Below are 24161 nucleotides of genomic sequence, written 5' to 3' on the forward strand. Positions count from 1 at the left end.
TGCGCTGCTGTTGGAGTTGTGCCCGTTTTTATTTCGGCTTGCGGCTGTCTTCCAACTTCGATCGCTGACGAAGTTTGATAAGCCGGACGATATTTAAGACGAAGGCTTTTAAGACCGCGTAAACCGGCACGGCCAGAATCATTGCGAGAATGCCTCCGAAACTGCCCGCTCCGATAAGCAGAAGAATAATGGTGAGCGGGTGGGTATTGAGCCGCTTACCGATAACAAGCGGAGAAAGCAGGTTTCCGTCAAGCTGCTGGACGACAACGACAACTATCACGGCAAACAGCGCCTTAGCCGGAGAATCCATAAACGCGATAATGACCGCCGGCGCCGCCCCGAGAAACGGTCCCAGGTACGGAATGATATTGGTGACGGCGATCACCATCCCGAGGATTAACGCATACGGCAGGCCGATGATCCAATAACCGATAAAACATGCCGTTCCGACAAAGAGACAAATCAGCAGCTGGCCTTGGAAATATGCGGCCAATGTGACATATAAGTCGTTAAATATTTTCCGGCCCTCCGCACGGTAGGAAGAAGGCAGAATTTTAACCGCCAAAAGCGGAAAACGCCGGCCGTCCTTCAGCATATAAAACAGAATGAACGGAACGGTGATCACGACAAGCGTAATATTCGTAACGACGCCGAACACGGCCGACAGGCTTGCGGTAATATTTTGCGGAAGACTTTGTAAAAATCCCGTCAGAGACTGCCGGATTTTTTCTATCGACACATAATCCTGCGTCATCATCCACGTGAACCATTTGGAATGAGATAATTGTGTAATCAAGCTTTGAATCTGATTAATGTAATCAGGGAAATTGTTAATCAGCCCCGTGACCTGAGAAGCCACGATCGGTCCGATTGCGGTGAACATAAAGGCGATCAGGCCGATGAAAACGAGATAAATGAGCAGGATCGCCAATGTCCGGGGGATTTTTTTCTCAAGCAGGCGCACGATCGGATTAAAAATGAAAAACAAAATGCCTGAGATCAAAATCGGAAAAAACAGAGTGGTGATGAAACCGAAAAACGGCTGAAAAATAAACGAGACTTTCGTTGATACGTAAATAATGAGCAAAACGAGCAAAATTTGCAGCGTCCAAAAATGGACCTTTGATTTCAACAAGCGGTTTCCTCCTATTGTCATGTGAACTTGTACTGTGATTGTACCAAAAAAAGGTGCCGTGCATCTATGTATCTCAAAAAAGAAGACGCACCGGGGTTCTGTAAGGGCCGCCTCCGGTCTGCGCCTTATATGGGCTGTTACACACGTTCGGTATAATCAGGCATGACAGAAACCACATGGCGGTTCCTGATATATAATACGCGGTCATGGGTTTCTTCAATGGCGATATGATCCGGAGCGGCATCAATCAGCCGTCCCCTGACAATCCGTCTGACGGTTTGAATGATAAACCTTGAGCCGATAAGCTTATGGATGGTCTGATAAACGTAAGGATCTACTAACGAGACGAGTTGCGGGCTTCCTTGATGGGCCATTTTCGCTGATCCCCTTTACTATGTTTTCCTTCATCATATGCAGCGGACAAAGGCTTTGACACAGTACGTCTATCGGAGCGGAAAAGGTGTTAGTGAGTTTGCGGGGGTATGTAAAGCGGAAAAGGCCGCATGAGTGGCCTAGACTGAGCTTCTTATGGGATATTGGGCTTGGTCAATTAACTGATCAAGCTTTTGGATTTGTTTGAGCGCGGCCGTGTGATCCATTTGGCGGTAATGATGATGTCCGCCAGGTTCTTCATCGAGTTCGTCCGCTTGTTTCACAATTTGCTGGAGCGTATTCTTGTCCAGTTCACCCTCAGGCAGATAGGAATCGGTGTGAAGCAGAATCGCCAGCGCAATGTCTTTCGCCGCTTTCGGTTCTTCACCGAGACGGATGAGCAGCTTATGCGCCCGTTCCGCGCCTTTTATGGCATGGATATCGTTTCTTCTGTACTTTTCATAATCCCATTTGCCGTCTGTGTACCATTCGTAATGGCCGACATCATGCAGTAAAGCCGCTTTCGCTGCAAGATCGGGACTGACACCCGCTTTTACGGCAAGACGGTATGCATGAAACGCGCAGGCAATCGCATGGGCGACACCGGAGCGCTGTAAATACTTTTGTGCGATTGGATGGGTGAAGACATCCATTAACGTTACATTTCTCATGGAAACCCCTCCTTAATTATATTTTTAGAATCCTAACATAAATCGAGAAGAAACTCAATTCATCTGATACATTTCTTATACCCCTTACACGGTGTTTCATTCATAATATGCCGCCGGGCGCTGAAATGATTGTACAAACAAAAAAAGAGCAGCGTAAAAGCTGCTCTACAAAAACTCTTTAATATCGTATATCCGTCCGTTTTCCGGCTCACCCGCGATCAGTGAGTGAATGACGCCGGCGATGTATTCCGGGCTTCTGAGGTTTTTCGTTTCTTTCAGATTGCGGAACCGCTCAATGTCATGGAAATCTTCTTTTGACGAAGAACGGATGACGGCCTGCATGTCTGTATCCATCACTCCCGGCGAGAATGATATCATGCGGACCGGCAGCTCTTCATCTTCCTGTTCGAATCCGAATGTTCTCGTAAACATATCAAGCCCCGCTTTTGAGCTGCAATACGCGCTCCATCCTTTATAGGGATTTTTCGCCGCGCCAGATGTGATGTTGACAATTGTTTTGCTGCCGCTGAACGCTTCGAAACGCTTTGTGAACATTTGGCTGAGCAAAACGGGCGCCGTCAGATTAAGGGTGTAGTGGCGGTTCAATTCTTCCGCGGAAGCCTCTTTCGCCCGCTTGATCGGCTCCACCATTCCGGCATTATTGATCAGTGTGACGGCGGAATACCGCTTCTTCTCAGCTTGATCAAGAATCGCCTTCATCTGCCGCTCTGTATCTGCCAGATCGGTTAAATCAACACTGTATTCTGTCAGTCCCTCACGCTTTTCCCCGCTTATCGTTCTTGAAAGCGCGGCGACTTCGGCTCCTTCTTGCAGCGCCTGTTCCGTCAGTGCCCGTCCCAATCCTTTTGACGCGCCTGTTATAAGAAAAAACTGCATGAAACTCCTCCTTTTTTTCTTATTTTACGGGCTGTCTTCCCGCAAACACAAGCGATCCGTTTACCGCTTTGCCTTTTCCTGCGCCGTGACCTTCGGAATCAGATAGATCATTGCGGCGATGCCAAGGAGGATCAAGACGGCATAAATGACAGGCAGCAGAAAGGAAGTCTTTTTCTCATCCGTTTCCATGTCTGCTGAGGTATGCCGCACCGCAGGCTCGGCAAAGGTGATACCCAGTTTTTTCGATTGCGCTTTGATCGTATTCGGCTCCGTTTCTGACGATGTAAACAAATTTGATATCAGTTTTTCATCCGGGTTTTCTGCCGGCTGATCGAACGTGATGTCCTTCTGCTCTTTCGGAAGCGCCGTTTTTTCCTCGGAGTAGGCATCGTCATGAAGATAATCCGTACGAATTTCAATGTCCTTCTTTTCATATTCATTCGGCTTGACATCAGTATTGTCCTCATTCGCGGCTGCGGCATGCGGGAGGAAAAGGAGAAAGGAGAGAGCAAACAGCAAAACTCCTTTTTCCACGATTGTGTTACGCCTCATAAGACTGATCACTTTCCTCCGTTTTTTCCGCAAGCAGCCGAATGATGAGCGGAAGCGCCGCCGCAATCAGCGTAATGATCGCAAGAACCGTTATGCCCATCGCAAACAGATGGCCCGTTCCGTATTGAATATCGATATACACTTTCGATACCGGGCTGTCAAAGCTGAAGTTCGGCATAATCAGGTCGATCAAAGGCGCCACATAAAAGAGAATGAGCGCTGATGATGCGATCCATCCGGTGATTGAGCCAAAGACAAAGGCTGCCCGGATGAAAGCTGAACTCGCCGCAAGCAGGAGAATCGTAAAGACTGACCATTTAATCGTCTGATCGTCCGGAAGCGAGTAGATATTCAGACCGAACAGACTGATCATCAGTCCGACCATTATGTTTAAAATCCCAAAGAGCGCGCCTTTGACAAGAAGCGGCGCCTGCTGGTAATACGAGCTGAAATAGCCGATCAGAAGACTGCTGATCAGAACGATTACCAAAATGACGACCGGCGGAACATTCTGAACCCGGTCTTCCGGCACCTCTCCGCTGATTTTAAGCGGATTGGCGAGATAATCATAAACATATCCGTTTTCCTGTCCGTCAACGAGCGCGTTCCCTAAAATGCCGTACACGTCATTTCTGATCAATTTCGTGGAATCGACATTTTTGCCCCAGTTGCTGTTCAGGGTGTCCGCTTTTTGCTGGACGTCATTTACGCTTTGCTGCATATTGTCGGTATAGCTGATAATGCCGGACTGGCGTTCTGACAGATGGCCCATCGTGTCAGACATTTGCAGCACTTCGCGGCCGACGGTATCCTGAGCGCCGAGCGCCATCGTTCCGGTTAATCCGTCTCCGCTGAATGCGGCCGCTTCCTGCACAGCACCTTCTGCCAGCTGATCGGATGCTTTCGCCGCGCTGTCTGAAATGCTGGCGAGCTCATTGAGCACTCCGGCTTGTTCATCTCTGATATACGAGCTGTAGTTATCCGAGAATTCGGTCATGCCTTTAATGAAATTGCTGATGTCTTCATCTGTCTGCATCTTATTGTTTTTCAAGTTTTCCCAGCTTGCCGTTTCTTCCGGTTTGATGGCGAGAACGGTTTGGACTTCGCCTTGCTGGGCTTTCAGCACCCTGTTTTTCACATCAGGCAGCGAGCCTGCGTCAAGAGAGTGATAGAGTGTTGCCTCATACAATGATAAATCATTATAGTAACTCATTAAATCGGATATATCTGTTGTATTGATGTCAGCGGCAAACATCTGTTCAAGAGCAGATTTGCGGCCGCTATCCAATGACGGGTAGTTCAGAATGTTCTGTTCTGTTTTTACAATCATTCTGTAAATGGTATTGAAGTCTTGTTTTCTCGTCTCTTTTGATTCTTCCAGCTGTTCACGTAATTTGTCCGCTCGTTTTTTCGCGTCATCAATTCGGTCTTTAAGGCCTTGGATTTCTTCATCAAGATCATCGAGACGTTTTTTCAGTTCTTCATTATGAGTCTGCTGTTTCTCTTCCAGCTCTTTTTCAATTTGCTGAATGCGCTCTGCGGCTTGGTTCAGCCTTTCTTTCGCGTCAGAAACTCCCGTGCCGCCGTCTCCTTCAGAATCGTTTGAATCATCCGTCGGCTCAACAGCAGGCGGAGTGACGTTTTTAGCGGCCGATGCGGTTTGGACGGTTTTTGGCTCTTCGCCGCCAGTGTTATCGGAATCAGGCTGCTGATCTTTTGTGCCATCTTCCGTTTTTCCGTCTTCTCCGGGAGCCGTTCCGTTATTCGGATCGGTACCTCCGGGTTTTTCACCGTCATCGCCTTGGCCCGGTTTTTCAGGGTCAGGATTTTCTTTTTCCGGTTCTTTTAATCCGTCTGAAATTTGATTGATTTCAGCGGAGATGCGTTTTAATTCGTCACGCTGATCGTCAAGGTCAATTTTCAGATCGCCGGGTTTTTCTTCTTCCGGTTTTTCTTCTTCTTTCGGTTCATCTGAGCCGTCATCCCCCGGATCATTTTCCGGAACGGTTAATGCCTGCCGATCCCTTTTCATCAGGGTTTGGATACTGTTCAGTGTTTCAAATCTTGCTTGAGCTTTATATTGAGTCAAATAATTGTCCAGTAAATTGGATTGAATATTTGCCATCCCGCGTTCCTGATCAGGCACCTGTGCTTCTCTCACCTGCTGGGCGGCAGACAGAGCCGCTCCTGTCTGGTCAAGCTGTGTCTGCGCCTGGTTTATGCCTGAAGACAGCCCGCTCATCATGGCGCTGAACTGATTGGCGGCCTGCTGTGCTTTAATGGCGTTCAGGCCGGTTGTGATTTGCTTTTGATTTTGTTCCTGCGCGGCCATCAGCAGTTTTTTCTGATTTTCCTGATATTGTTTATAGCGCTCAACCGTATCGGCAAAGTCTTTGAGCGTGTTTTTGGCTTCATCTGCCGAAGTCAATTTTTCTTTGGCCGCGCCTTGTGCTTCATTCATTGATTTTTTCAGTTCGTCAATCAGGTCTTTTTGCCGTTTGATTTCACCCGCTAAGTCATTTGAGCTCGGCTTGTAAAAGTTGTACATGACGTTTTGAAATTCTGATTCTTTATTGACGATCTTGTCAAAATCGCCTCTGACATTGTTCACTTTTTGTGAGACGAAATTCCAATACAATGCCGACATTTTTTTATTCATTGATTTTTGGGCGTCTTCAAGCTCACGCTGCACTTTTTCTTTGTTGACGGCGTTCAGGCTGCTTTGAATATTGAATGTCAGCGTGGCTTTTTGCGGACGCTCTTGGTCATAGCTTAAAATGTCTTTTGAAAAATCGGATGGAATGTAAACGACGGCGTCATACTTCTTAGCCGCCAGACCGTTTTCAGCCGCGCTCCTGTTGACAACCGTCCAAGAATAATCCGGACGGCCGCCGAGAGCCGCCGCCACTTCTTTTCCGAAATGGACGGATTCCTGCCCCTCATTTTCATCTGTTTGTAAGCCCATGTCTTCATTCACGACTGCGATTTGGCGGGTGGCATTGATTTTTTGTTTTCCCGGGTCATCGCCGATAAATCGGAAAAACAGCACCGGCAGCACCAGAATGATAACGACCGCGGCTATTAATTTGATCAGGCTTTTTCGTTGTTCTGTCATCTGACGGCCTCCCTTTCCGCTGAACATAGAGGTATTTGGATTTTTTGCTCCTTCCCGTTTTCAACCAAATAGCCGAAGCCCGGCTGAATGTCCGGTTCCTGCCTTTGGTAAGGCAGCGGAATGACGTTTTGTTCGGATTTTTTCACAAGCAGCATCGCGTGGCGGATCTGTTTCATTTCCGTCGTTAAGGAATCATAGCCTTTTGAGAATTCACTATGATTGCCCGCCGGGATAAAACTGAAGCCGACATGCGCGTAAGATTTCATAAACATCGCCAGCTTGTCCTGAATGGCGGTGTCGATTGTCTGCTGGAATCTTGTAATGCCGTCGGCCATTAACACGATCGGAGAGAAACTGAGTTTGTGCACATCACCATTTTTAACGGCCTGTGCATACTGGGCTTCACGCTCCGTGAATATGGCTTCAGCAGATTCGATCCACTGCTGTATGTCTTCTTTTGTGTCCAGATAACTGACCTTTGTTTCCTGCGCATATTGCGACAGTCCGCGGTCAATTGAGTCAAACAGTCCGATCTGTTCCGTTCCTTCACGCAGCAGGTGATTCAGCATGACTTTCAGGATGTTTGTTTTTCCACGCTGTGTCTGTCCTAAAATGAGGCAATGTTTATATTTACCCAGATCAAAGTACACGGGGCTGACCTTTTCCTCATGCAGCCCGACAGGAATTCGGAACGGTTCTTGACCCGGTTCGAGACGGAGCGAAAATTCGCCGGCCGTCAGCATGTCCGGGAGCATCGGAATCGGTTTTGGACCCTCCGTTCCGGCATGGCGAACAGCTAAAGCTTTGACATCGTCTTTCAGCGCTTGGAACATCTCGAGGTCATTTTCCGCTTCTGCCGGAAGAAACATTTGCGCGAAATACAGTTCTTCTTTTTGGATCATGACGCGGCCCGGAATCGGTTCGAGACTGAACGGCGGACGCCCGTATATGGAGTATCCTTCTGACTGATCCATTAAATAATGAACGACTTTCGTTTTTAAGTTGTTTAACAGCGACTGGCGGACGGCGTTTACCCTCGTTGCGGTCAGCAGGAAGTAAATGCCTAAGCTTTGCCCGTCGCGTGAAATCTGGATGAATTCCGTTTCCAATTCATGCATTTCGTCTTTGACGATATCGAAATTATCAATTGTGATAAATATAAACGGCAGCTCTTCTTCACTGAGCGAATTGTACATTTTAATATGGCTGACTTCTTTTTCTCTGAACAGCCGTTTCCGCCGCTCGATTTCTTCCTTGATGCGGATCATGAATTTTTCAATCTTTCTCATTTGATCCATTAAGAAATAATCTGCGGTGTGCGGAAGCTTTGCCAATGGCAGAAGCGTTCCGTTTCCGAAATCAAAGATATACATGTGAAGCTCTTGTGGCGTGTACCCTTCCGCGAAGTTCATCAGGAATGTGATGGCAGAAACTGACTTGCCGTAGCCCGATGAGCCGAAAATACCGATGTTGCCGTCATCCATCATCGTATAAGCGAGAGGCGCCTGTCTTTGCTGATCAGGCTCATCCACGCAGGCGATGAAGAAGCGGTCTTTTTCCTTCGCAGGATAAAGCGTGCGCGGAATACGTTCGGCAAGCGGCGGCAGCCAAGGGCTCGGCAGCTTTTCAATGCCCATTTCTTTTTGAATCCGCTCGATTTCTTCGACTACGGCCTCTATTTCTGCCGGGGCGTCTTTTTTCGCCGCATCATCCGCGTCGACCTCAGACAGCGGAATTAAGCCGGTATCGGTAACGATGGCAATGTCATCCTCGGTGCCGTATACATCTTCCATGTAAGGGGCGCCGCTCCAGGCAGACTGGAACTGCTCATACACTTCATTATTTCCGACTTGCAAATAGCCGCGTCCGGTGACGGTAATATTCGCCGCATCACTGTTTTTCAGGATTTCTTTACTGTCGCTTGCATCCTGCACTTTCAGCGCGACCTTAAAGCGTGAGTTGCTCCATATCTGGTCGTCAATGATGCCGCCCGGCTTTTGCGTGGCGAGGATTAAATGCACACCGAGGCTCCGCCCGATGCGCGCCGCGCTGACAAGCTCCCTGATAAAGTCAGGCTCTTCGCTTTTGAGCTCGGCGAATTCATCTGAAATCAAAAACAGGTGCGGCATCGGAATATCCGTTTCTCCCTGTTTATACAGCTTTGTATAGTCATTGATGTGATTGACGCGGTATTGATCAAACAGCCGCTGCCGTTTTTTCAGCTCGCTTTTGATGGAGGCAAGCGCCCTGATACTGAAGTTTCTGCTTCCTTCGATGTTCGTGATGGTTCCGAGAAGGTGCGGCATCTTGCGGAACGGCTGCGCCATTCCTCCGCCCTTATAGTCAATCAGCAAAAACGCCGCTTCATGCGGGTGGAAATGAACGGCCAATGACAGAATATACGTTTGCAGAAATTCACTTTTCCCGGAGCCGGTCGTCCCCGCCAGCAATCCGTGCGGCCCGTGGGCTTTTTCATGCAGGTTTAAATACACGATATCGTCTTTTCCCTTGTAGCCGATCGGAACAGCCAGCGATTTAGCAGACTCACTTGTCTCCCACTTCTGCCTGATGCCGATTTCTTTTACTTCCTTCGCATGAAACAGTTCCAAAAATGAGACCGTTTCTGGAATGGAATTCGTCATCCCGACCTGATGGTACAATGTCCGAAGCGTCCGGGAAAACCGCTCATTGTCTGTCCGTTCATGCCTGTCCAGCTTAAACGGGATCTGCACCGCTTTTTTCTTCTGAATGAGAATGTCGCCCTCATCCTCATTAATGTAGCGGACGAGGGTGTGAATGTTTTCTGCCAGGCTTTCCTTCGTTTCCGCGGCAATGATCGCCGAGATGCCGAGATGCTCATGCCGGCCTTCGATATATTCTAAAATGACGTGCTCTGCAATCAGCTGCTGATTTGTGATGACAAAAACAAAATGCGGCTGGAAGATCTTTTTTTCTTTCTCGTCTTCCAAATCCCGCTCCCGCAGCAGCTCATAAATGGACGATAACAATTGATCGCGCGTCTGTTCATTGTAAATAAACCCTTTCGCATACATATGAGGCAGCTGAAATTGCGGCAGCCACTTCATCCATTCCCAATCCTTATATTCCTCTTCATGAAAGATAAAGACAAACCGCAGGTCATGGTAGCTGTTGAAGAAAGCGAGCTGGCCGATCAGCTGATGAATTTCATTTTTGACGATCTGGGGTTTCCCGACGAGCCCCATCGGCCCTTCTTGTAAATCAACGGTCACGGGCGCATGGCGGATATCTTTATATACACGCTGCATGTGCTGCGACTGCTCCATCAAATCATCGACATCCCGATTCGCCAGGTCTCCGCCGCTCATCGAAATCTCGTAGCTTGCCGGAACCGTGCCCGTTCCGAGCCGGAGCATCAGGAAATCCCTGCTTTCCAGCGATTTCTCCCAAATGCGGCCGCTGATTTCAGAGGTTAAATATTTCATTTTTTCAAACGGAGGAAAGTGATGCGTCAGCACTTGCAATTGTTTTTCCGAAAGCGTCTGAAGCTCTTTCCGTTTGTTTTCTAAATACTGCTTGTACACACGCTCCCGCTTTTCCTCCCGTTTTTTCCGCTGCGTTTTTTCTCGGAAATACTGCACGGTGGACGTAATGAGAGTCATCATAAACATCGCCAAAGAGACGAGAATGAAAATACCCCTCGGCTGTATAATGGCGACAACCCCCATTACAATCAGCATGACCACAGGAGGCAGAATGACGAGCCACAGCCCCCGGTTATTCTGTTCGCTTTCCTGCGAAGGGAAACTGAATGACACGCGGTCTTCGGGAAGATCGTAGACCATCCGCGGCGTTCTTCGATATTGCGGGTATTTCTTTTTCATTTCGGTGCTTGGCTTTAACGTTTTGATTAAGCCGCTTTGAAACGGTTCGTGATGAATGACTTCTAAAAGGTCATCCTCGGTCAGCCTCACACGCAGAAAATTCCACAGCAGCTCATCTCCCGTCCGAAGCTTTTCAGGAGCTTTTGTGAGCTCTCCGTTCAGATAAACTTCCCGGCCGCCAGGAACAACAGACCAGCTTCCTCCCGCTTTTCGCAGATAAAAATCGCCTGTTTGAGCGGACGACGGCTCTTTGTATATATCCGCTTCCTCTGTTGCTGATGAGAAAACGATCTCGTCCTTCCCACCGATAAAGTAAACGGAGGATTCTTCCTGATCAGGAGTGAGAAGAAGCCGCAGCGTCTCTTCTTCAATCCGGCAGGGCATTTCATTTCCTATTGTCAATTCGCCGGCACAGTTATTTCCCAGGAAAACTTCGTAATGATCTGTTTCCTTACGATAAAGGGTTGCGGCAGGCTGCCGTAACGGCAGTGTGCCGAACGTGATCGTATCCTTTATTTCCGGGCCGATCGTAATCGGCTGAGACGGCGGGAGTTCAGACAGCTGAATCTTTTGTACATGCTCCCGGTAAAAGACCCATAACAGACTCATATGGCGAACCTCCTGACTGCCTGATCGTTATTTACGGCCAGTTGATATACGCTGTTATTTTTTTTCATCTTTTTTCTCATCTTTCTTGTCGCTCTCTTTGTTATCCTTTGCTTCGTCCTTTTTGCCGTCTTTATCCTGTCCTGCGGAAGCTTCAGCGGTGTTTTCGTCCGCTTCTTTGTTTTGCTCTTCCTGCTCTTTTTTCGCCTTCTCCAGCTCGCTTTCCACAGCGTCCAGTTCTTTCTGCTTTTCGTCGTCTTTCATACTGTCGTCCGCCAATAATTGCTGCTTATATTTTGTAAGCCCGAGCCAGATATACGGGTTGTACTCAAGATTGCGGCCGATATTGATGGCTTCTTCATTTTCCCCTCGGCCGATATCAATCCAATAAAGGAAGTGCTTCGGATCTGATTGCAGGGTGACCAGATTTCCGATGTTTTTCCGCTGTTCTTCCCTCAGATTTTCAACTGCCACATAAGAGGAAGCAAGCTCGTACTGCACAGATTCCGGGAGGCTTTCCGCATCGTATTTGGCGAGTGTGTCAATGACTTTGCTGTACTGCTGATTTAAAAAATAGCGGTTGCTTTCCGTAATTGCCTCTTGCTTCGGCTGGGCGAAAAACAGTGCGTACAAGGAATACAGAAGCGCCGGCACAAGGAGGACGGCAAGCGCCAGTCCGGCGTATCTTTGGATTTTCCATTTCTTTTTCGGCAGTTTTATGTATGTCTTGTCCCTTGCTTCGAGGGAATCAATTACGGTTAGAATGGTTTCTTCCAGTTCTTCAAACGTTTCCGCTTCTAACACGCTTTTTACCTCGGGAGTGAATTGAAGCGTCTCCTTGTACTTCAAATATTCTTCGAAGGTGAAAGCCCCGTCAGCCGCAAGCGCCGCACATGCTTTGAGCTCTTTTAACACCCTTTCTCTGTCTTCCTCATAAGGCGGGAGGCTCTCCTTTACGCCGTAATGAAGAAAGTAAGGTGTCAGCGCTTTATCAAACACGATATTCTCCGGGGCGGCAATCAGATTGAGCCGTTTCAGCTTATGCTGTTTCACGGCTTGAACGAGACGGTAGGCAAATTGCCACCTGCTTTTTTTATCTTTTCCTTTTATATAGCGGAAAGCCTGGTAAGAAGAAGGGGGTCTGATCGTTATGGTTACTTCGTCTTCTGAGACTGAAACCTCTTTTTGAAAAAAAGGATCAGCCTCTTTAATCACGTTTGCTTCCAGCCCGTCAAGAAGCTTGACTTTTTCCCGCTGGAAGGTGAACGTGAAGCCTGATTCGGTTTCTTCCCGGACGGCGTCCAGTTCTGTTTCTAAATAAGATCTGTTATGACCTGTCATTCCACCATGTCCTCTCATAAAATTTCAAGGCGGTCTCCGTTCGTAATGCCGCAGTCAGATAATTTTTGCTCTCCGGAAAAAACCGTTTCTTTATTGACCACTCTGATCCAATAGCCTTCACGCGGCGGAACGGATACTTGCTGAGCCTGCCGGGCAATATCAATGACTTTTTTCACAGAATGGTAATCTGACAATCTGAGATCGAAGACGCTGCCGTTATAATGTGTTAAATCTATTGTAATATCGATATACATATTCATATCACCCTTACATAGAAAGAGCGCCGTCTTCTTGATTGAATCAGGCGCTCCGTTCTTCATTCATCTTATTATCCGCGAATTTGGTTAGCGATATCTTGGTCAGTAGACTCAAGCGTATTTGCCGTTTGATCGAGCTGATGATTCACATCTTGAAGCAATTCAGACATTTTAATAAATGAAGGTTTCAGCTGCTCATATTGATCCGCGAATGCTTCACTTGAAGCACCTTCCCACATGCCTTTCAAATCAGAAATCATGCGGTTCAGGCGGTCAACCTGATTCATGACTTCCTGACTTTCAACGCCATATTGCTTAGCCATCGCTCTTAGCTCTTCGGGTGTGACACGAATTAATCCAGACATATTCCTTATACCCTCCTGTGTCATCAGCCTAAATATGGGCTAATTCACTTATTTTTTGAACGTCATTATTATAAAAACAACAATTCGGCACAGTCAAACAAATCTGTTTTAATTTTACAAAATGAGTCTTATGATATATTGGATTTTTCGTTATATTTACACATTTTGTAAATATAATAGTATGATTATCTTATTCTTTTCCATTTTTTCAAATGATCCTATTTTCCTACTCCGCTTCCGTTCAAAGATGCCTTTCAGTCTGAAAAACAAGATGGTAAGATCAAGATATGAAGCTATGAAAAAGTAGGGATACAGATGACCAATCCAAAAGATCCATTTAAGTACAGTTTCGACAGGCTTGAAGATGTAGCCGACCATATCAGCGAGGTCCTTCAATGCCCCATTACAATAGAAGACGTTAATCATAAACTGCTTGCATACAGCACGCACAGCGATTGTACAGATCCGGCCCGGACGTCGACGATTATCGGGCGGAGGGTGCCTGAAAAAGTCATCAACAAACTGTGGAAAGACGGAACCATTCCGGCCCTTTTAAAAACGGACCAGCCGATCAAAGTGAAAGAAATTGACGAGGTAGGCCTGAGCAACCGCGTGGCGATTTCCATCTGGAAAAACAGTCAGGTACTTGGATTTATTTGGGCGCTTGAAATCAAAAAAAAGCTCAATGACGAGGATCTGAAGACGCTTCAGCTGGCAGCCAAAGCAGTGCGGAACAAGCTTTTGCACCTGCAGATCCGCAAAACGAAAATCGAAGAGCGGGGCCAGGAGTTTTTTTGGAAAATGCTGACCGGCCATATTTATCAGGAAGCCGAGATGGCCGAAGGATTTCATAAGCTCGGAATGGCGCTGCCGTCCGTATTCAGCGTCATGATCATCCGTTTGCATGAGGAGCTGACTGAAAAGACGGAACAGCAGCTGCAATATTTGCAGGAAACGACACAGCAGATTCATGTCATGCTGGCGACTGTCGATTCAAATGAATTAATCCTATTAACCGCGCCGAAAACCGATCAGCCTTTTAAAGATTTAAAGCATTTCGCCCTCCATGTTCAAAAACAGCTGAAAGAACGATATAAAATTGAGGATGCGTCAATTGCTTTCGGCGGTATTTACGAATCGATTTCTTATGTTTACCGGTCTTACCAAGAAGCGCTCTCTGTATTAAAAGCGAAAGAACGGTTTGTGAGAGAAACCAAACACCTTTTCAGCTTTTCTGAACTCGGCATTTATCAGTACCTTGATGTGTTGGATGAAAAACGCAAGCACAGCGGCTATATGAACTATTCCCTGTCAAAGCTTGAGCAGTATGACAGAGAGCATCAGGCCGATATGGTAAAAACGCTCGAACATTTTATTGATGCCGACAGCAACGTCAACACCGCCGCTAAAGCGCTTAACATCCATGTCAATACATTGAATTACAGGCTGAAAAGAATCAGCCAGATCGCAGAAATCGACTTAAAAAACGTGAATGAAAAGTTTACGATTTACCTTGATATCAAGCTTCGCAACATGGGTTCGTGAAATTTCACAAATCCGTGTTTTTTTATTTTCTGTTTCAAACAAAGAATTTTCGCAAAAATCGCGCTACACTTGAAGCATCACACAAACATTGGGGGAAACAGACATGATTATCGGGGTTCCAAAAGAAATCAAAAACAATGAAAATCGAGTGGCATTAACACCTGGAGGCGTTTCACAGCTTATCGGAAACGGCCATCGGGTTCTTGTGGAATCCGGAGCGGGACTCGGAAGCGGTTTTACTAATGAAGATTATGTATCTGCAGGCGCGGAAATTCTGGAGGACAGAAAGCAAGTATGGGATGCGGAAATGGTCATGAAGGTAAAAGAACCGCTGGCTGAGGAGTATGCGTATTTCCGTCAGGGCCTGATCTTATTCACTTACCTTCATTTAGCCGCAGAGCCGGAATTAGCTAAAGCGCTTACAGAAAAAGGCGTGACAGCTATTGCGTACGAAACGGTAACGGACGGACGTTCACTTCCGCTGCTTACGCCGATGTCTGAAGTGGCTGGAAGAATGGCCGCTCAGATCGGTGCTCAGTTCCTTGAAAAACCAAAGGGCGGAAAAGGAATTTTATTAGCCGGCGTACCGGGTGTATCCCGCGGGAAAGTCACGATCATCGGAGGGGGCGGCGTCGGAACAAATGCCGCGAAAATGGCTGTCGGACTCGGTGCCGATGTGACGATGATCGATTTGAACGCAGACCGCCTGCGTCAGCTTGATGATATTTTCGGGCATCAGATTAAAACACTGATCTCAAACCCTGTAAATATTGCAGACTCTGTCGCGGAAGCTGATCTTCTGATCTGCGCCGTACTCATCCCGGGAGCCAAAGCGCCGACTCTCGTTACCGAAGAAATGGTCAAACAGATGAAACCGGGTTCCGTCATTGTTGATGTTGCCATTGATCAGGGCGGCATTGTGGAAACCGTTGATCATATTACAACACACGATAATCCGACTTACGAAAAACACGGCGTCGTTCATTACGCTGTTGCCAATATGCCGGGCGCCGTACCGCGTACATCTACGCTCGCATTAACGAATGTGACCGTTCCTTATGCGCTTGAAATCGCCAATAAAGGCGCGGCGAAAGCCATTGCCGAGAGCCCGGCGCTTAAAGCGGGGCTGAATACGGCTAACGGACATGTCACGTATGAAGCGGTAGCCAAAGACTTAGGCTATGACTACGTACCTGCTGAAAAAGCGATGCAAGGTTCAGCTGCAAAAGCTTAATAGATATGAAGAGGACAGCCTGATCAGCGGGCTGTCCTTTTTTCTTTCTCATAAAAGGAAAAACGGACACCTGTCTCGAATATCAATTCATATCCCGGAAGAAAAAGGAGGATTCATATGGCTGTTCAGCACTATGGTGTATTAAAAGGCACTGTGTTAGATATGAGAAGGGAAACAGATGATGATTCTCCGCATTTTCAAGTCGAGGTGCTAGGCGAGCCTGATACGCACTATCGCTGTGCGATCAATGTCATGTCAAGTTCAAAAGAATCAGAGGTTCTGTATGCGGCGCGCGATCATTTTGACGCAAGCGCGATCACCCTGCTGCCGAACATACCGTATGGGTACACCCCAATTGATGAAACGAGCCGTGAGCTGGCGCTGGATTATGTCCGCGGCGGATTGTTTGATCCCCGGAACATGGTGCCGCTCCCGCATGAAGTCACCGGGCCTGATAATGACTTAAATGATTTTATTGAGACGTATATGCAAAAAGCAAAATCGGAAAAAGCCGCCGTCTATATTTACGGCTCTAAATTCGGACCGGAGCCGGGCGCTGATAAGATTTTCGGATTCAAACCGACAAACGGCATGCATAATATTCATATGAATCAGGGAAATCCAATTGACACACGCTGGAAGAAGGATAACGGAACGTGGCACGACGGCGGTATTTTAATCCAGTTTGCAGACCAGTGGGCCGCGGTCTTTTTGGCTTTTCTGTCTCAGTCATGGTGCACGAATGAAGAAGGACACCCTTATACATTTTGTGATCATACACAGCTTAACAGCTGATATTCGTATAAAAAGCCTGCCGAAATAGCGGCAGGCTTTAATTTATTACATCTTAGCGGCTTCGGCCTGTTTCAGGCTTTCCGGCCTCATATCACGCCAGTTTGTTTCAATATATTCGAGACAAACGGAGCGGTTTTCATTCATCAGGCGAGTTTCCCAGCCGTCCGGCACATCCAGATAGGCCGGCCACAGTGAGTACTGGCCTTCAGCATTGACCAGGACATGATATAAGCTGTCTTCCCGTTCAAATGGATTTGTCATAGCAGATTGATCCTTTCTTTACCGGACTGTACGCCGTCCGTTTAATTTCTCTGCCAGAATCGCGCCGATGTCGGCAAGCGGTCCCGGCTGGCACATATCCTTATGGCGGCAGTCTAAATCATACCGCTCGATTTTTCCCGTAATATACGGTTTCCAAGTATCCGGCTCAATCGGGTCAAACCACTCCGGAATAATCGCGGATCTGAAGAACAGTACATCTCCGTGGAACGGCTTCGGCTTGTATGTTCCTAACAGCCCGACAGAATTAATGTACGTGTCTTTCAGGTTCATCATCACCGACTCGTCCAGACTGGCTAATGCGCTTCCCTCACGGCGGAGAATGGTCAGCGCGGTGTCAAAATCAAGCGGCTGATCCCCGAGGCTGTCCGGATCGTACCCTCCCAGGGCAAGCAGCGCAATGACGGCTTCCTCGTCATCAGGCGCATTTTTTATCGGCAGAAAATGATTCGGGTACGCGTCAAGCATCACCAAAAGCGAAACCTCTTCGCCCCGGCTCTGTAATTGTGTCGCCATGGCCTGAATGACATTTCCCCCGAGAGACCAGCCGAGCAGACGGTACGGCCCTTTCGGCTGCACGGTGCGGATCTTTTCAATATAATCCGCCGCCATGTCATCAAGGCTTTCGGGAAGCGGTTCTTTTTTTCCGATGCCTCTCGCCTGTAAACCGTATATCGGATAATCGGCTTCTAAAGAAGACATCAGCCCGGCATAACACCAGCTGAGACCGCCGGCAGGATGGACACAAAACAGCGGTGTTTCTTCTCCGGCTGTTCTGAGCGGCAGAAGCACATCAAGCGCGCTTGTCCCTGTGCCCGTCTCAAGCCTTTCAGCAAGACTTGCCACCGTAGGAGCTTCGAATAATGTTCCGATACTGAGCTCGGCTCCCATCGCTTCCCGAATACGGCTCATTAAATGAACCGCAAGCAAAGAATGGCCGCCTAAATCAAAGAATCTGTCATCAATACCGACACGCGGCAGGTGCAGCACCTCTGCGAACAGCTCACACAGCATTTCTTCCTGAGGTGTTCTCGGTCCCCGGCCGGAGACCTCCATTTGGAAGTCAGGCGCAGGGAGCGCTTTTCGGTCAAGCTTTCCATTCGGTGTCAGCGGCAGTTCATCCATTTGGACAAAAGCAGACGGAACCATATAATCCGGCAGGCTTTCTCCGGCAAACCGGCGAATCTCTCCCGTATCTAAGCTGCTGCTGTCAGAGCGGACAAGGTAAGCGGCGATCCGTTTGTCTCCCGGCCGGTCTTCACGAACGACTGCGGCCGCGTCCTCAACTCCCGGATGTTTGACGAGAACCGCCTCGATTTCTCCCAGTTCAATCCGGAATCCGCGGATTTTTATCTGGTGATCCGCCCTTCCCATATAATCAAGAGAACCGTCCGTCCGCAGGCGGGCTAAGTCCCCCGTCCGGTACATTCTCGTTCCCGGCGGGCCGTACGGATCAGCCACAAAGCGTTCCGCGGTCAGGCTTTGCCGCCCTAAGTAACCGCGTGCCACACCTTCCCCTGCAACATACATTTCGCCTGTGATGCCCGGAGGCACAGGCTCAAGCCGGTCATCAAGCACATATACGTTCAAATCAGGAATGCCGCAGCCGATGAGGCTGTTTGCCTTCAGTTCCGCAATGTTTTTGTCTAATTCAAGATAACTGACGTGCACCGTCGTTTCCGTAATGCCGTACATATTTATGAGCACCGGCTTATCATCCGGATGGCGGCTGTACCAATCTTCAAGCCGGCCCAGCTCAAGCGCCTCGCCGCCGAAGATGATATATCTGAGTGCGAGCTGCCGCCCCAGTTCTTCGTTTTCTTTTTCCGCATGCATCAGCTGGTAAAACGCTGACGGCGTTTGGTTAAGCACGGTCACCCGCTCTTTCACAAGAAGATCCAGAAACGCTTCCGGCGATCTGCTGATGTCATGCGGCACGACGACGAGACGTCCGCCATGAAGCAAAGGCCCCCACATTTCCCAGACAGAGAAATCGAATGCGTAAGAGTGAAACATCGTCCATACATCATCAGAATTAAAGCGGTACCAGTGCTGTGTCGACTCAAACAGCCGGATGACATTGCTGTGCGGGATGATGACTCCTTTGGGCACACCGGTCGATCCCGACGTGTAAATGACATAAGCCGGATGAAGCGGTGACAGCGGACAAATCCTGTCTGCGTCAGTCGGGTTCGTGACGGCATATTGCTCAAGTGTTTCTTTTTTCTGCGGGTCATCCAAAATGAAGGACGGCATACCACTTTCGGCAGGAAACTTACTTGCGCCTTCACGATCGGTAAGCATAAATACAGGCTTGGCATCATGTAACATAAAAGCGATGCGGTCCGACGGATAATCGGGATCAAGCGGCAAATACGCAGCTCCCGTTTTCAGGACGGCTAACAGCCCGACAATCGTATCTAAAGAGCGCGGCAGGGCCAGCGCGACAAACTGCTCCGGGCCGACGCCGCGGGCGATCATCAAATGTGCGAGCTGATTGGCTTTTTGATTCAGCTCTTTATAAGTGAGCCGGCTCTCTTTAAATACGGCCGCCGTTTCATCCGGTTTTTCGGCGGCCTGTCTTTCAAACAGTTCAGGCAATGTCTTTCGAGGCTGAGTGTGCTGTTTATTCCGTTTAACCGGCAATAGCTTTCGGCGCTCTTCATCAGAAAGAATCGTTAAGCTTCCGATCGGCTTTTCCGGATGCGATGCGGCATCTTTGAGCAGAAGAAGCAGACGTCCTGCAAGTGCTTCAGCCGTTTCTTGTTTGAATAGGTCCGTGCTGAATTCCAAAAGACCTTCAATACCGGCAGGCGTCCCGTCGTCATGGCGCTGTTCGGCCAATTCCAGCGTCAAATCAAATTTGGACGCTCCTACGCTGCTGATTTGCAGGCTTGTTTCTATGTCCGGAAGGCTGAGTACAGGATCAGGCGTATTTTGGAATGCGAGCATCACTTGGAACAGCGGATGTCTTGACCGGGAACGAACCGGATTCAATTCCTCCACGAGACGTTCAAACGGCACGTCCTGATGTTCATATGCGGCGAGATTTATCGTCCGGACCCTTTCAAGAAGCTCACAAAAGCTTGGATCGCCTGAGGTATCGGTTCTCAGCACGAGAGTATTAATGAACATGCCCACAAGGTCGCCCAATGCGTCATCACTGCGGCCGGCTATCGGACTGCCGATCGGAATATCGGTTCCGGTCCCGAGCCGGGTCAGCAGTGCGGAAAGCCCTGATTGAAGCACCATAAACAGGCTTACGCGCTGATTTCTGGCAAGTGAGAGAAGACGGGTATGAAGCTCTTGGCCGATTTTGACCGGAATGACGCCGCCTCTGTAGCTTGATTCGGCGGGTCGCGGAAAATCAGACGGCAGCTCCAGCTGATCCGGTACATTTTCAAGTGTTTTCTTCCAGAAATTCAACTGGCGCGCTATTAAGCTCTCAGAATCAGATACGCTTCCTAAAAGCTGCTGCTGCCAAAGCGCATAATCAGCATATTGAACCGCTAGCGGCGGCCATTCTGCTTTTTTGCCTGTTTGGCGGGCGTTATAGGCCGCGGATAAGTCACGCATGAGCGGATTCAAGGACCAGCCGTCACCTGCGATGTGATGCAGGAGAACCATCAGCGCATATTCACCGTCGCCAAGATCAAACAGCTCAGCCCGTACGGCCGGCTCTTTTGCGAGATCAAACCGGTAGCGTGCCGCAGCGGCAAGCATGTCTTGAAGCTCGTTTTCGTCTGCATGTGTCACTGTAAACACGGGACAGGCTTCTTCAGCAGGCAAAATGAGCTGATGAGACGAGCCCTTATTTTCCGGAAAAACGGTGCGCAAGCTTTCATGGCGGCTGACAACATCGTAAAAGGCGTGTTTCAGCGCTGTTTGGTTAAGCTTTCCTGACATACGGACAATCACCGGAATGTTGTAAGTCGGGCTCGGACCTTCAAGGCAGTAGAGAAACCACAGACGCAGCTGCGCGAATGACAGCGGGATATGCTGCGGACGGGCAAACGGCTTAAGCTGTGGCCGCGCGTTCTTTGCAGTGTCCAGCTGTGCGGCGAGCCCTGCAACCGTCGGTGTATCAAACAGACGGCCGATGCCTAGCTCTGCGCCCATCGTCTCCCGGATCCGGCTCATCAGGCGTCCCGCTAAGAGTGAATGGCCGCCCAGTTCAAAGAATCCGTCATCAATTCCGACCCGTGCGAGACCGAGAACCTCGGCAAACAGCTCGCATAATATTTCTTCCTGCGGCGTCCGCGGCCCTCTGTCACTCAGGACAGCGGAAAAATCAGGTGCAGGCAGAGCATTGCGATCGAGCTTCTTATTCGGTGTCAGCGGCAGTTCCTCCAGCTGTACAAATGCGCCCGGCACCATATAATCCGGCAGGCTTTCGCCCATATATGCACGAAGGCCGCCGATATCAAGGGGGTGATCCGCGACAGCATAAGCCGCCAGCCGCTTGTCTCCCGGCTGATCTTCACGGACAATGACAGCGGCCTGCAAAATACCCGGATAGTTCGACAGCACCGTCTCAATTTCCCCTAATTCTATCCTGAATCCGCGGATTTTAATTTGATGATCGGCTCTGCTGATATAATCAAGTGAACCGTCCTCACGCCAGCGCACGAGATCCCCCGTCCGGTACATTCTCGCACCTGCGGGGCCGTACGGGTCGGCAATGAATCTTTCCGCTGTTAAATCAGGCCTGTTAAAATAGCCTCTGGCAAGCCCCTCGCCTGCGATATAAAGCTCACCCGCAACTCCCGGCGGGACGGGCTGCAATGCGGCATCCAGCACATATACCCGCGTGTTCCAAATCGGCTTTCCGATCGGGGGCGTCCCTGTATAGTCTTTTGCAAGCGGCTGTGCGGCCGACCAGATTGTTGTTTCAGTCGGCCCGTACAGATTCGTCACCGTACAGCCTAATTCAAGCAGGGCATGCATTAACGCTTTCGGGAGCGCCTCACCTCCGACAAGCACGTGAATCGACCGAAGTGAATCCGGTTCATTTGTGACTAATGAATGCCATAATGTCGGCGTTGCCTGCATGATTGAAATACCGTATGAGTGAATCATGTGCGCAAGCGCCTGCGGCTCCTGAATCGTCTCTTTTCGGGCGATGACGCACCCCGCCCCGCTGATGAGCGGAAGGAAGAGCTCAAGTCCTGAAATATCAAACGCCGCAGTCGTAACGGCGAGCAGGCGGTCTTGTCCGCCGAGCGGAAACATTTCCCACATGGATAAGAGAAAATTGCTTACGCTTTTTAATGTGACGACAACGCCTTTCGGTCTGCCCGTTGAGCCCGAAGTATAAATGATATAAGCAGGGTTTAAAGGTGAACATTCCGCCTGAGCAGGACCGTCAGCATTTTGACCGGCAATGATTTTTACCGTATCCGGGTCATCAAGAATAATCCTTTTTGCATTGCTGTCTTCCGGCATGCGGCCCGATAATTCCATCGTTGTAATCAGACATGCAGGCTGTGCATCTTTGAGCATGTATGTGATCCGCTCAGAAGGAAAATCAGGATCAAGCGGCAGGTACGCGGCTCCCGTTTTCAAAACGGCCAGCATGCTCACGGCTAAATCCTGTGACCGCGGAAGCAGTAAAGCGGCAAATTGTTCCGGCCCGAGCCCTTTCTGCTTTAACATGGCGGCAAGCTGGTTTGCGCGCTTGTTCAATTCGGCATAGGTGAGCTCTTCGTTTTCCGTGATGATTGCCGGGCGGTGCGGTGTTTTTACGGCCTGGTCGTAAAACAGCTCCGGGAGACTTTTCTGCTTTTCAGGTTTGCACGTGTCATTCCAGCTTTTCAGCACGCGGAGACGTTCGCTTTCAAGCAGAAGATTGAGTGTGCCGATTTTTTGTGTCTGGTCTTTCACAGCTGATTCCAACAGCAGCAGGAAGCGTTTTTGATGGTTTTCAATATCTTCGGCGCTGTACACTTCCGGATTCGCATCAAAGTCCACACGTAATCCGCTGCCGTCGGCTCTGTCGTAAACGTTAATTGACAAATCATCAACGGGCCCTGCTGATAAGTTATGAACGGTTCCCCGCGATCCGGCGAAATCAAGCGCGTAATCAAACGGCATCACATTGACTTGCGGACCGAACAGCCTGCGGTTTTCTCCTAATAATTTAAGATCGCGGCGCAGGTCTTCATGGCGATATTTCTGATGACGCCGGATGCTTCGGATTTCTTTTGCCACTTGGCTGACCGCCTCGTGAAAATGCATATCCGGGCGGAGAGAAAGCCGCAAAGGCAGCAGATTCATCACCATACTCGGAATATTCAGTGAAATCGAACCGATCCGGCCCATCATCGGCAAACCGAGCACGATATCCCCGGCGCTTGTCATCCGATGAACATATACAGCTACCGCGGCCGTGACCGCCTCATGCCAGTTCGGAATCGCTTTCACATGCTGTAAAGCCGTTTCAGAAAAATAAGCCGTGCTCCTGTGAAAGCTTGTTGACGTTCTCGGCGCTCTTTCCGCCAAGCTGACGACATCAGGTTCATCTGCAAATTTCTCCATCCAAAATTCCCGATCTTTCAGGAATTGATCAGACGCGCGGTACTCTTGATCTTCTTTTACCAGATCCTCCAAAGAACCGAAGGAGCGCCCGTTATCCGGACGTCCCTCCCGTATTGCGGTGTACATTTGCGCCGTACGCCGTGCCAGCAGTGAAAAACCGTAGCCGTCTATCGCGATGTGGTGAATGCGCTGATACCAGAAAAAACGTTCCGGTCCGGCTTGGAATACAATGTCGCGGTACAAGTGCCCGGCCGCCATATCAACGGGCTCAGCCAAATCAGTCTGCATGATTCTGAGTGCGGCCTGCTTCGGATCAGCCGCTGCGCTCACATCTATGACATCAATCGCGGCCTCACAAGAAGGAGCGATCGTCTGTCTCGGTCCGTCTGTTCCCTCTGTGAAGCGGGCGTGTAATGACGCGGCTTCGGTCAGCACACGTTCAAGAGCCGTTTTAAATATGTTCACATCGAGCGCGCCATTTATCTCAACATACTCGCCTGTATTGTAAATCGGATTATCAGGATCAAGCTGCTGCGCAAACCAGATACCGGCCTGTGCGCCTGTCAGAGGCAGCTGTTGTGTATCATGCATTCTATT

General features: G+C 49.1%; 15 protein-coding genes. 3 read left to right on the forward strand and 12 right to left on the reverse strand.

Going from position 1 to position 24161, the window contains the following annotated elements:
* Positions 1–28: 28 nt before the first annotated feature.
* From AC1DN5_RS15500 to AC1DN5_RS15545, 10 genes are all read right to left on the reverse strand, one after another.
* Positions 29–1135: an AI-2E family transporter gene (locus AC1DN5_RS15500; protein WP_095241407.1), complete on the reverse strand. Its 1107-nt coding sequence runs from the start codon at positions 1133–1135 to the stop codon at positions 29–31.
* Between the two features lie 137 nt (positions 1136–1272).
* Positions 1273–1509, reverse strand: coding sequence for a DUF2642 domain-containing protein (locus AC1DN5_RS15505; RefSeq protein WP_016938107.1), 237 nt, complete (start codon positions 1507–1509; stop codon positions 1273–1275).
* Positions 1510–1647: 138 nt separating this feature from the next.
* Entirely contained in the window at positions 1648–2178 is a 531-nt protein-coding gene (locus AC1DN5_RS15510) for an HD domain-containing protein (protein ID WP_007613450.1), read from the reverse strand.
* Positions 2179–2343: 165 nt separating this feature from the next.
* Positions 2344–3075, reverse strand: coding sequence for a (S)-benzoin forming benzil reductase (locus tag AC1DN5_RS15515; RefSeq protein ID WP_015418111.1), 732 nt, complete (start codon positions 3073–3075; stop codon positions 2344–2346).
* 60 nt (positions 3076–3135) lie between these two features.
* Complete coding sequence (gene essA / locus AC1DN5_RS15520) at positions 3136–3609, reverse strand: type VII secretion protein EssA (protein ID WP_082083383.1); 474 nt, start codon at positions 3607–3609, stop codon at positions 3136–3138.
* A 7-nt stretch (positions 3610–3616) separates the two neighbouring features.
* Positions 3617–6742, reverse strand: a complete 3126-nt coding sequence (gene esaA / locus AC1DN5_RS15525; protein WP_366969724.1) for a type VII secretion protein EsaA — start codon at positions 6740–6742, stop codon at positions 3617–3619.
* A complete protein-coding gene (gene essC, locus AC1DN5_RS15530; protein ID WP_366969725.1) occupies positions 6739–11214 on the reverse strand; it encodes a type VII secretion protein EssC in 4476 nt (1491 codons plus the stop codon). Before essC ends, esaA begins: the two co-directional genes overlap by 4 nt.
* Positions 11215–11268: 54 nt before the next feature.
* Positions 11269–12552: a type VII secretion protein EssB gene (gene essB / locus AC1DN5_RS15535; RefSeq protein WP_366969726.1), complete on the reverse strand. Its 1284-nt coding sequence runs from the start codon at positions 12550–12552 to the stop codon at positions 11269–11271.
* Positions 12553–12566: 14 nt separating this feature from the next.
* On the reverse strand, positions 12567–12806 hold the full coding sequence (gene yukD / locus AC1DN5_RS15540) for an ESX secretion system protein YukD (RefSeq protein ID WP_016938101.1): 240 nt from the start codon (positions 12804–12806) through the stop codon (positions 12567–12569).
* A gap of 74 nt (positions 12807–12880) precedes the next feature.
* A complete protein-coding gene (locus tag AC1DN5_RS15545; RefSeq protein WP_003152013.1) occupies positions 12881–13174 on the reverse strand; it encodes a WXG100 family type VII secretion target in 294 nt (97 codons plus the stop codon).
* A 315-nt stretch (positions 13175–13489) separates the two neighbouring features.
* Here AC1DN5_RS15545 and AC1DN5_RS15550 point away from each other — a divergent pair, with 315 nt between their 5' ends.
* From AC1DN5_RS15550 to AC1DN5_RS15560, 3 genes are all read left to right on the forward strand, one after another.
* Positions 13490–14719: a PucR family transcriptional regulator gene (locus tag AC1DN5_RS15550; RefSeq protein ID WP_045925857.1), complete on the forward strand. Its 1230-nt coding sequence runs from the start codon at positions 13490–13492 to the stop codon at positions 14717–14719.
* 103 nt (positions 14720–14822) lie between these two features.
* Positions 14823–15953 carry an alanine dehydrogenase gene (ald, locus tag AC1DN5_RS15555; protein WP_045925858.1) on the forward strand — a complete coding sequence of 377 codons (1131 nt, stop codon included), beginning with the start codon at positions 14823–14825 and terminating at the stop codon, positions 15951–15953.
* Between the two features lie 117 nt (positions 15954–16070).
* The gene (locus AC1DN5_RS15560; protein WP_016938098.1) at positions 16071–16748 is read left to right on the forward strand and encodes a YukJ family protein; all 678 of its coding nucleotides are present in this window, start codon (positions 16071–16073) and stop codon (positions 16746–16748) included.
* Between the two features lie 45 nt (positions 16749–16793).
* On the opposite strand, the gene AC1DN5_RS15565 is transcribed toward AC1DN5_RS15560, so the two are convergent.
* Complete coding sequence (locus AC1DN5_RS15565; protein ID WP_060964406.1) at positions 16794–17009, reverse strand: MbtH family protein; 216 nt, start codon at positions 17007–17009, stop codon at positions 16794–16796.
* Positions 17010–17027: 18 nt separating this feature from the next.
* Positions 17028–24155 (reverse strand): amino acid adenylation domain-containing protein, encoded by a 7128-nt coding sequence (locus AC1DN5_RS15570; RefSeq protein ID WP_366969728.1) that lies wholly within the window; start codon positions 24153–24155, stop codon positions 17028–17030.
* Positions 24156–24161 lie beyond the last annotated feature (6 nt).

The organism is Bacillus sp. 01N42_2 (genome assembly GCF_056399565.1).

Bases quoted from the DNA above. Each gene is read 5' to 3' on its own strand.
- AC1DN5_RS15505 (WP_016938107.1), bottom strand. From the start codon at position 1,509: ATGGCCCATCAAGGAAGCCCGCAACTCGTCTCGTTAGTAGATCCTTAC.
- AC1DN5_RS15510 (WP_007613450.1), bottom strand. From the start codon at position 2,178: ATGAGAAATGTAACGTTAATGGATGTCTTCACCCATCCAATCGCACAA.
- AC1DN5_RS15515 (WP_015418111.1), bottom strand. From the start codon at position 3,075: ATGCAGTTTTTTCTTATAACAGGCGCGTCAAAAGGATTGGGACGGGCA.
- esaA (WP_366969724.1), bottom strand. From the start codon at position 6,742: ATGACAGAACAACGAAAAAGCCTGATCAAATTAATAGCCGCGGTCGTT.
- essC (WP_366969725.1), bottom strand. From the start codon at position 11,214: ATGAGTCTGTTATGGGTCTTTTACCGGGAGCATGTACAAAAGATTCAG.
- essB (WP_366969726.1), bottom strand. From the start codon at position 12,552: ATGACAGGTCATAACAGATCTTATTTAGAAACAGAACTGGACGCCGTC.
- yukD (WP_016938101.1), bottom strand. From the start codon at position 12,806: ATGTATATCGATATTACAATAGATTTAACACATTATAACGGCAGCGTC.
- AC1DN5_RS15545 (WP_003152013.1), bottom strand. From the start codon at position 13,174: ATGTCTGGATTAATTCGTGTCACACCCGAAGAGCTAAGAGCGATGGCT.
- AC1DN5_RS15550 (WP_045925857.1), top strand. From the start codon at position 13,490: ATGACCAATCCAAAAGATCCATTTAAGTACAGTTTCGACAGGCTTGAA.
- ald (WP_045925858.1), top strand. From the start codon at position 14,823: ATGATTATCGGGGTTCCAAAAGAAATCAAAAACAATGAAAATCGAGTG.
- AC1DN5_RS15560 (WP_016938098.1), top strand. From the start codon at position 16,071: ATGGCTGTTCAGCACTATGGTGTATTAAAAGGCACTGTGTTAGATATG.
- AC1DN5_RS15565 (WP_060964406.1), bottom strand. From the start codon at position 17,009: ATGACAAATCCATTTGAACGGGAAGACAGCTTATATCATGTCCTGGTC.
- AC1DN5_RS15570 (WP_366969728.1), bottom strand. From the start codon at position 24,155: ATGCATGATACACAACAGCTGCCTCTGACAGGCGCACAGGCCGGTATC.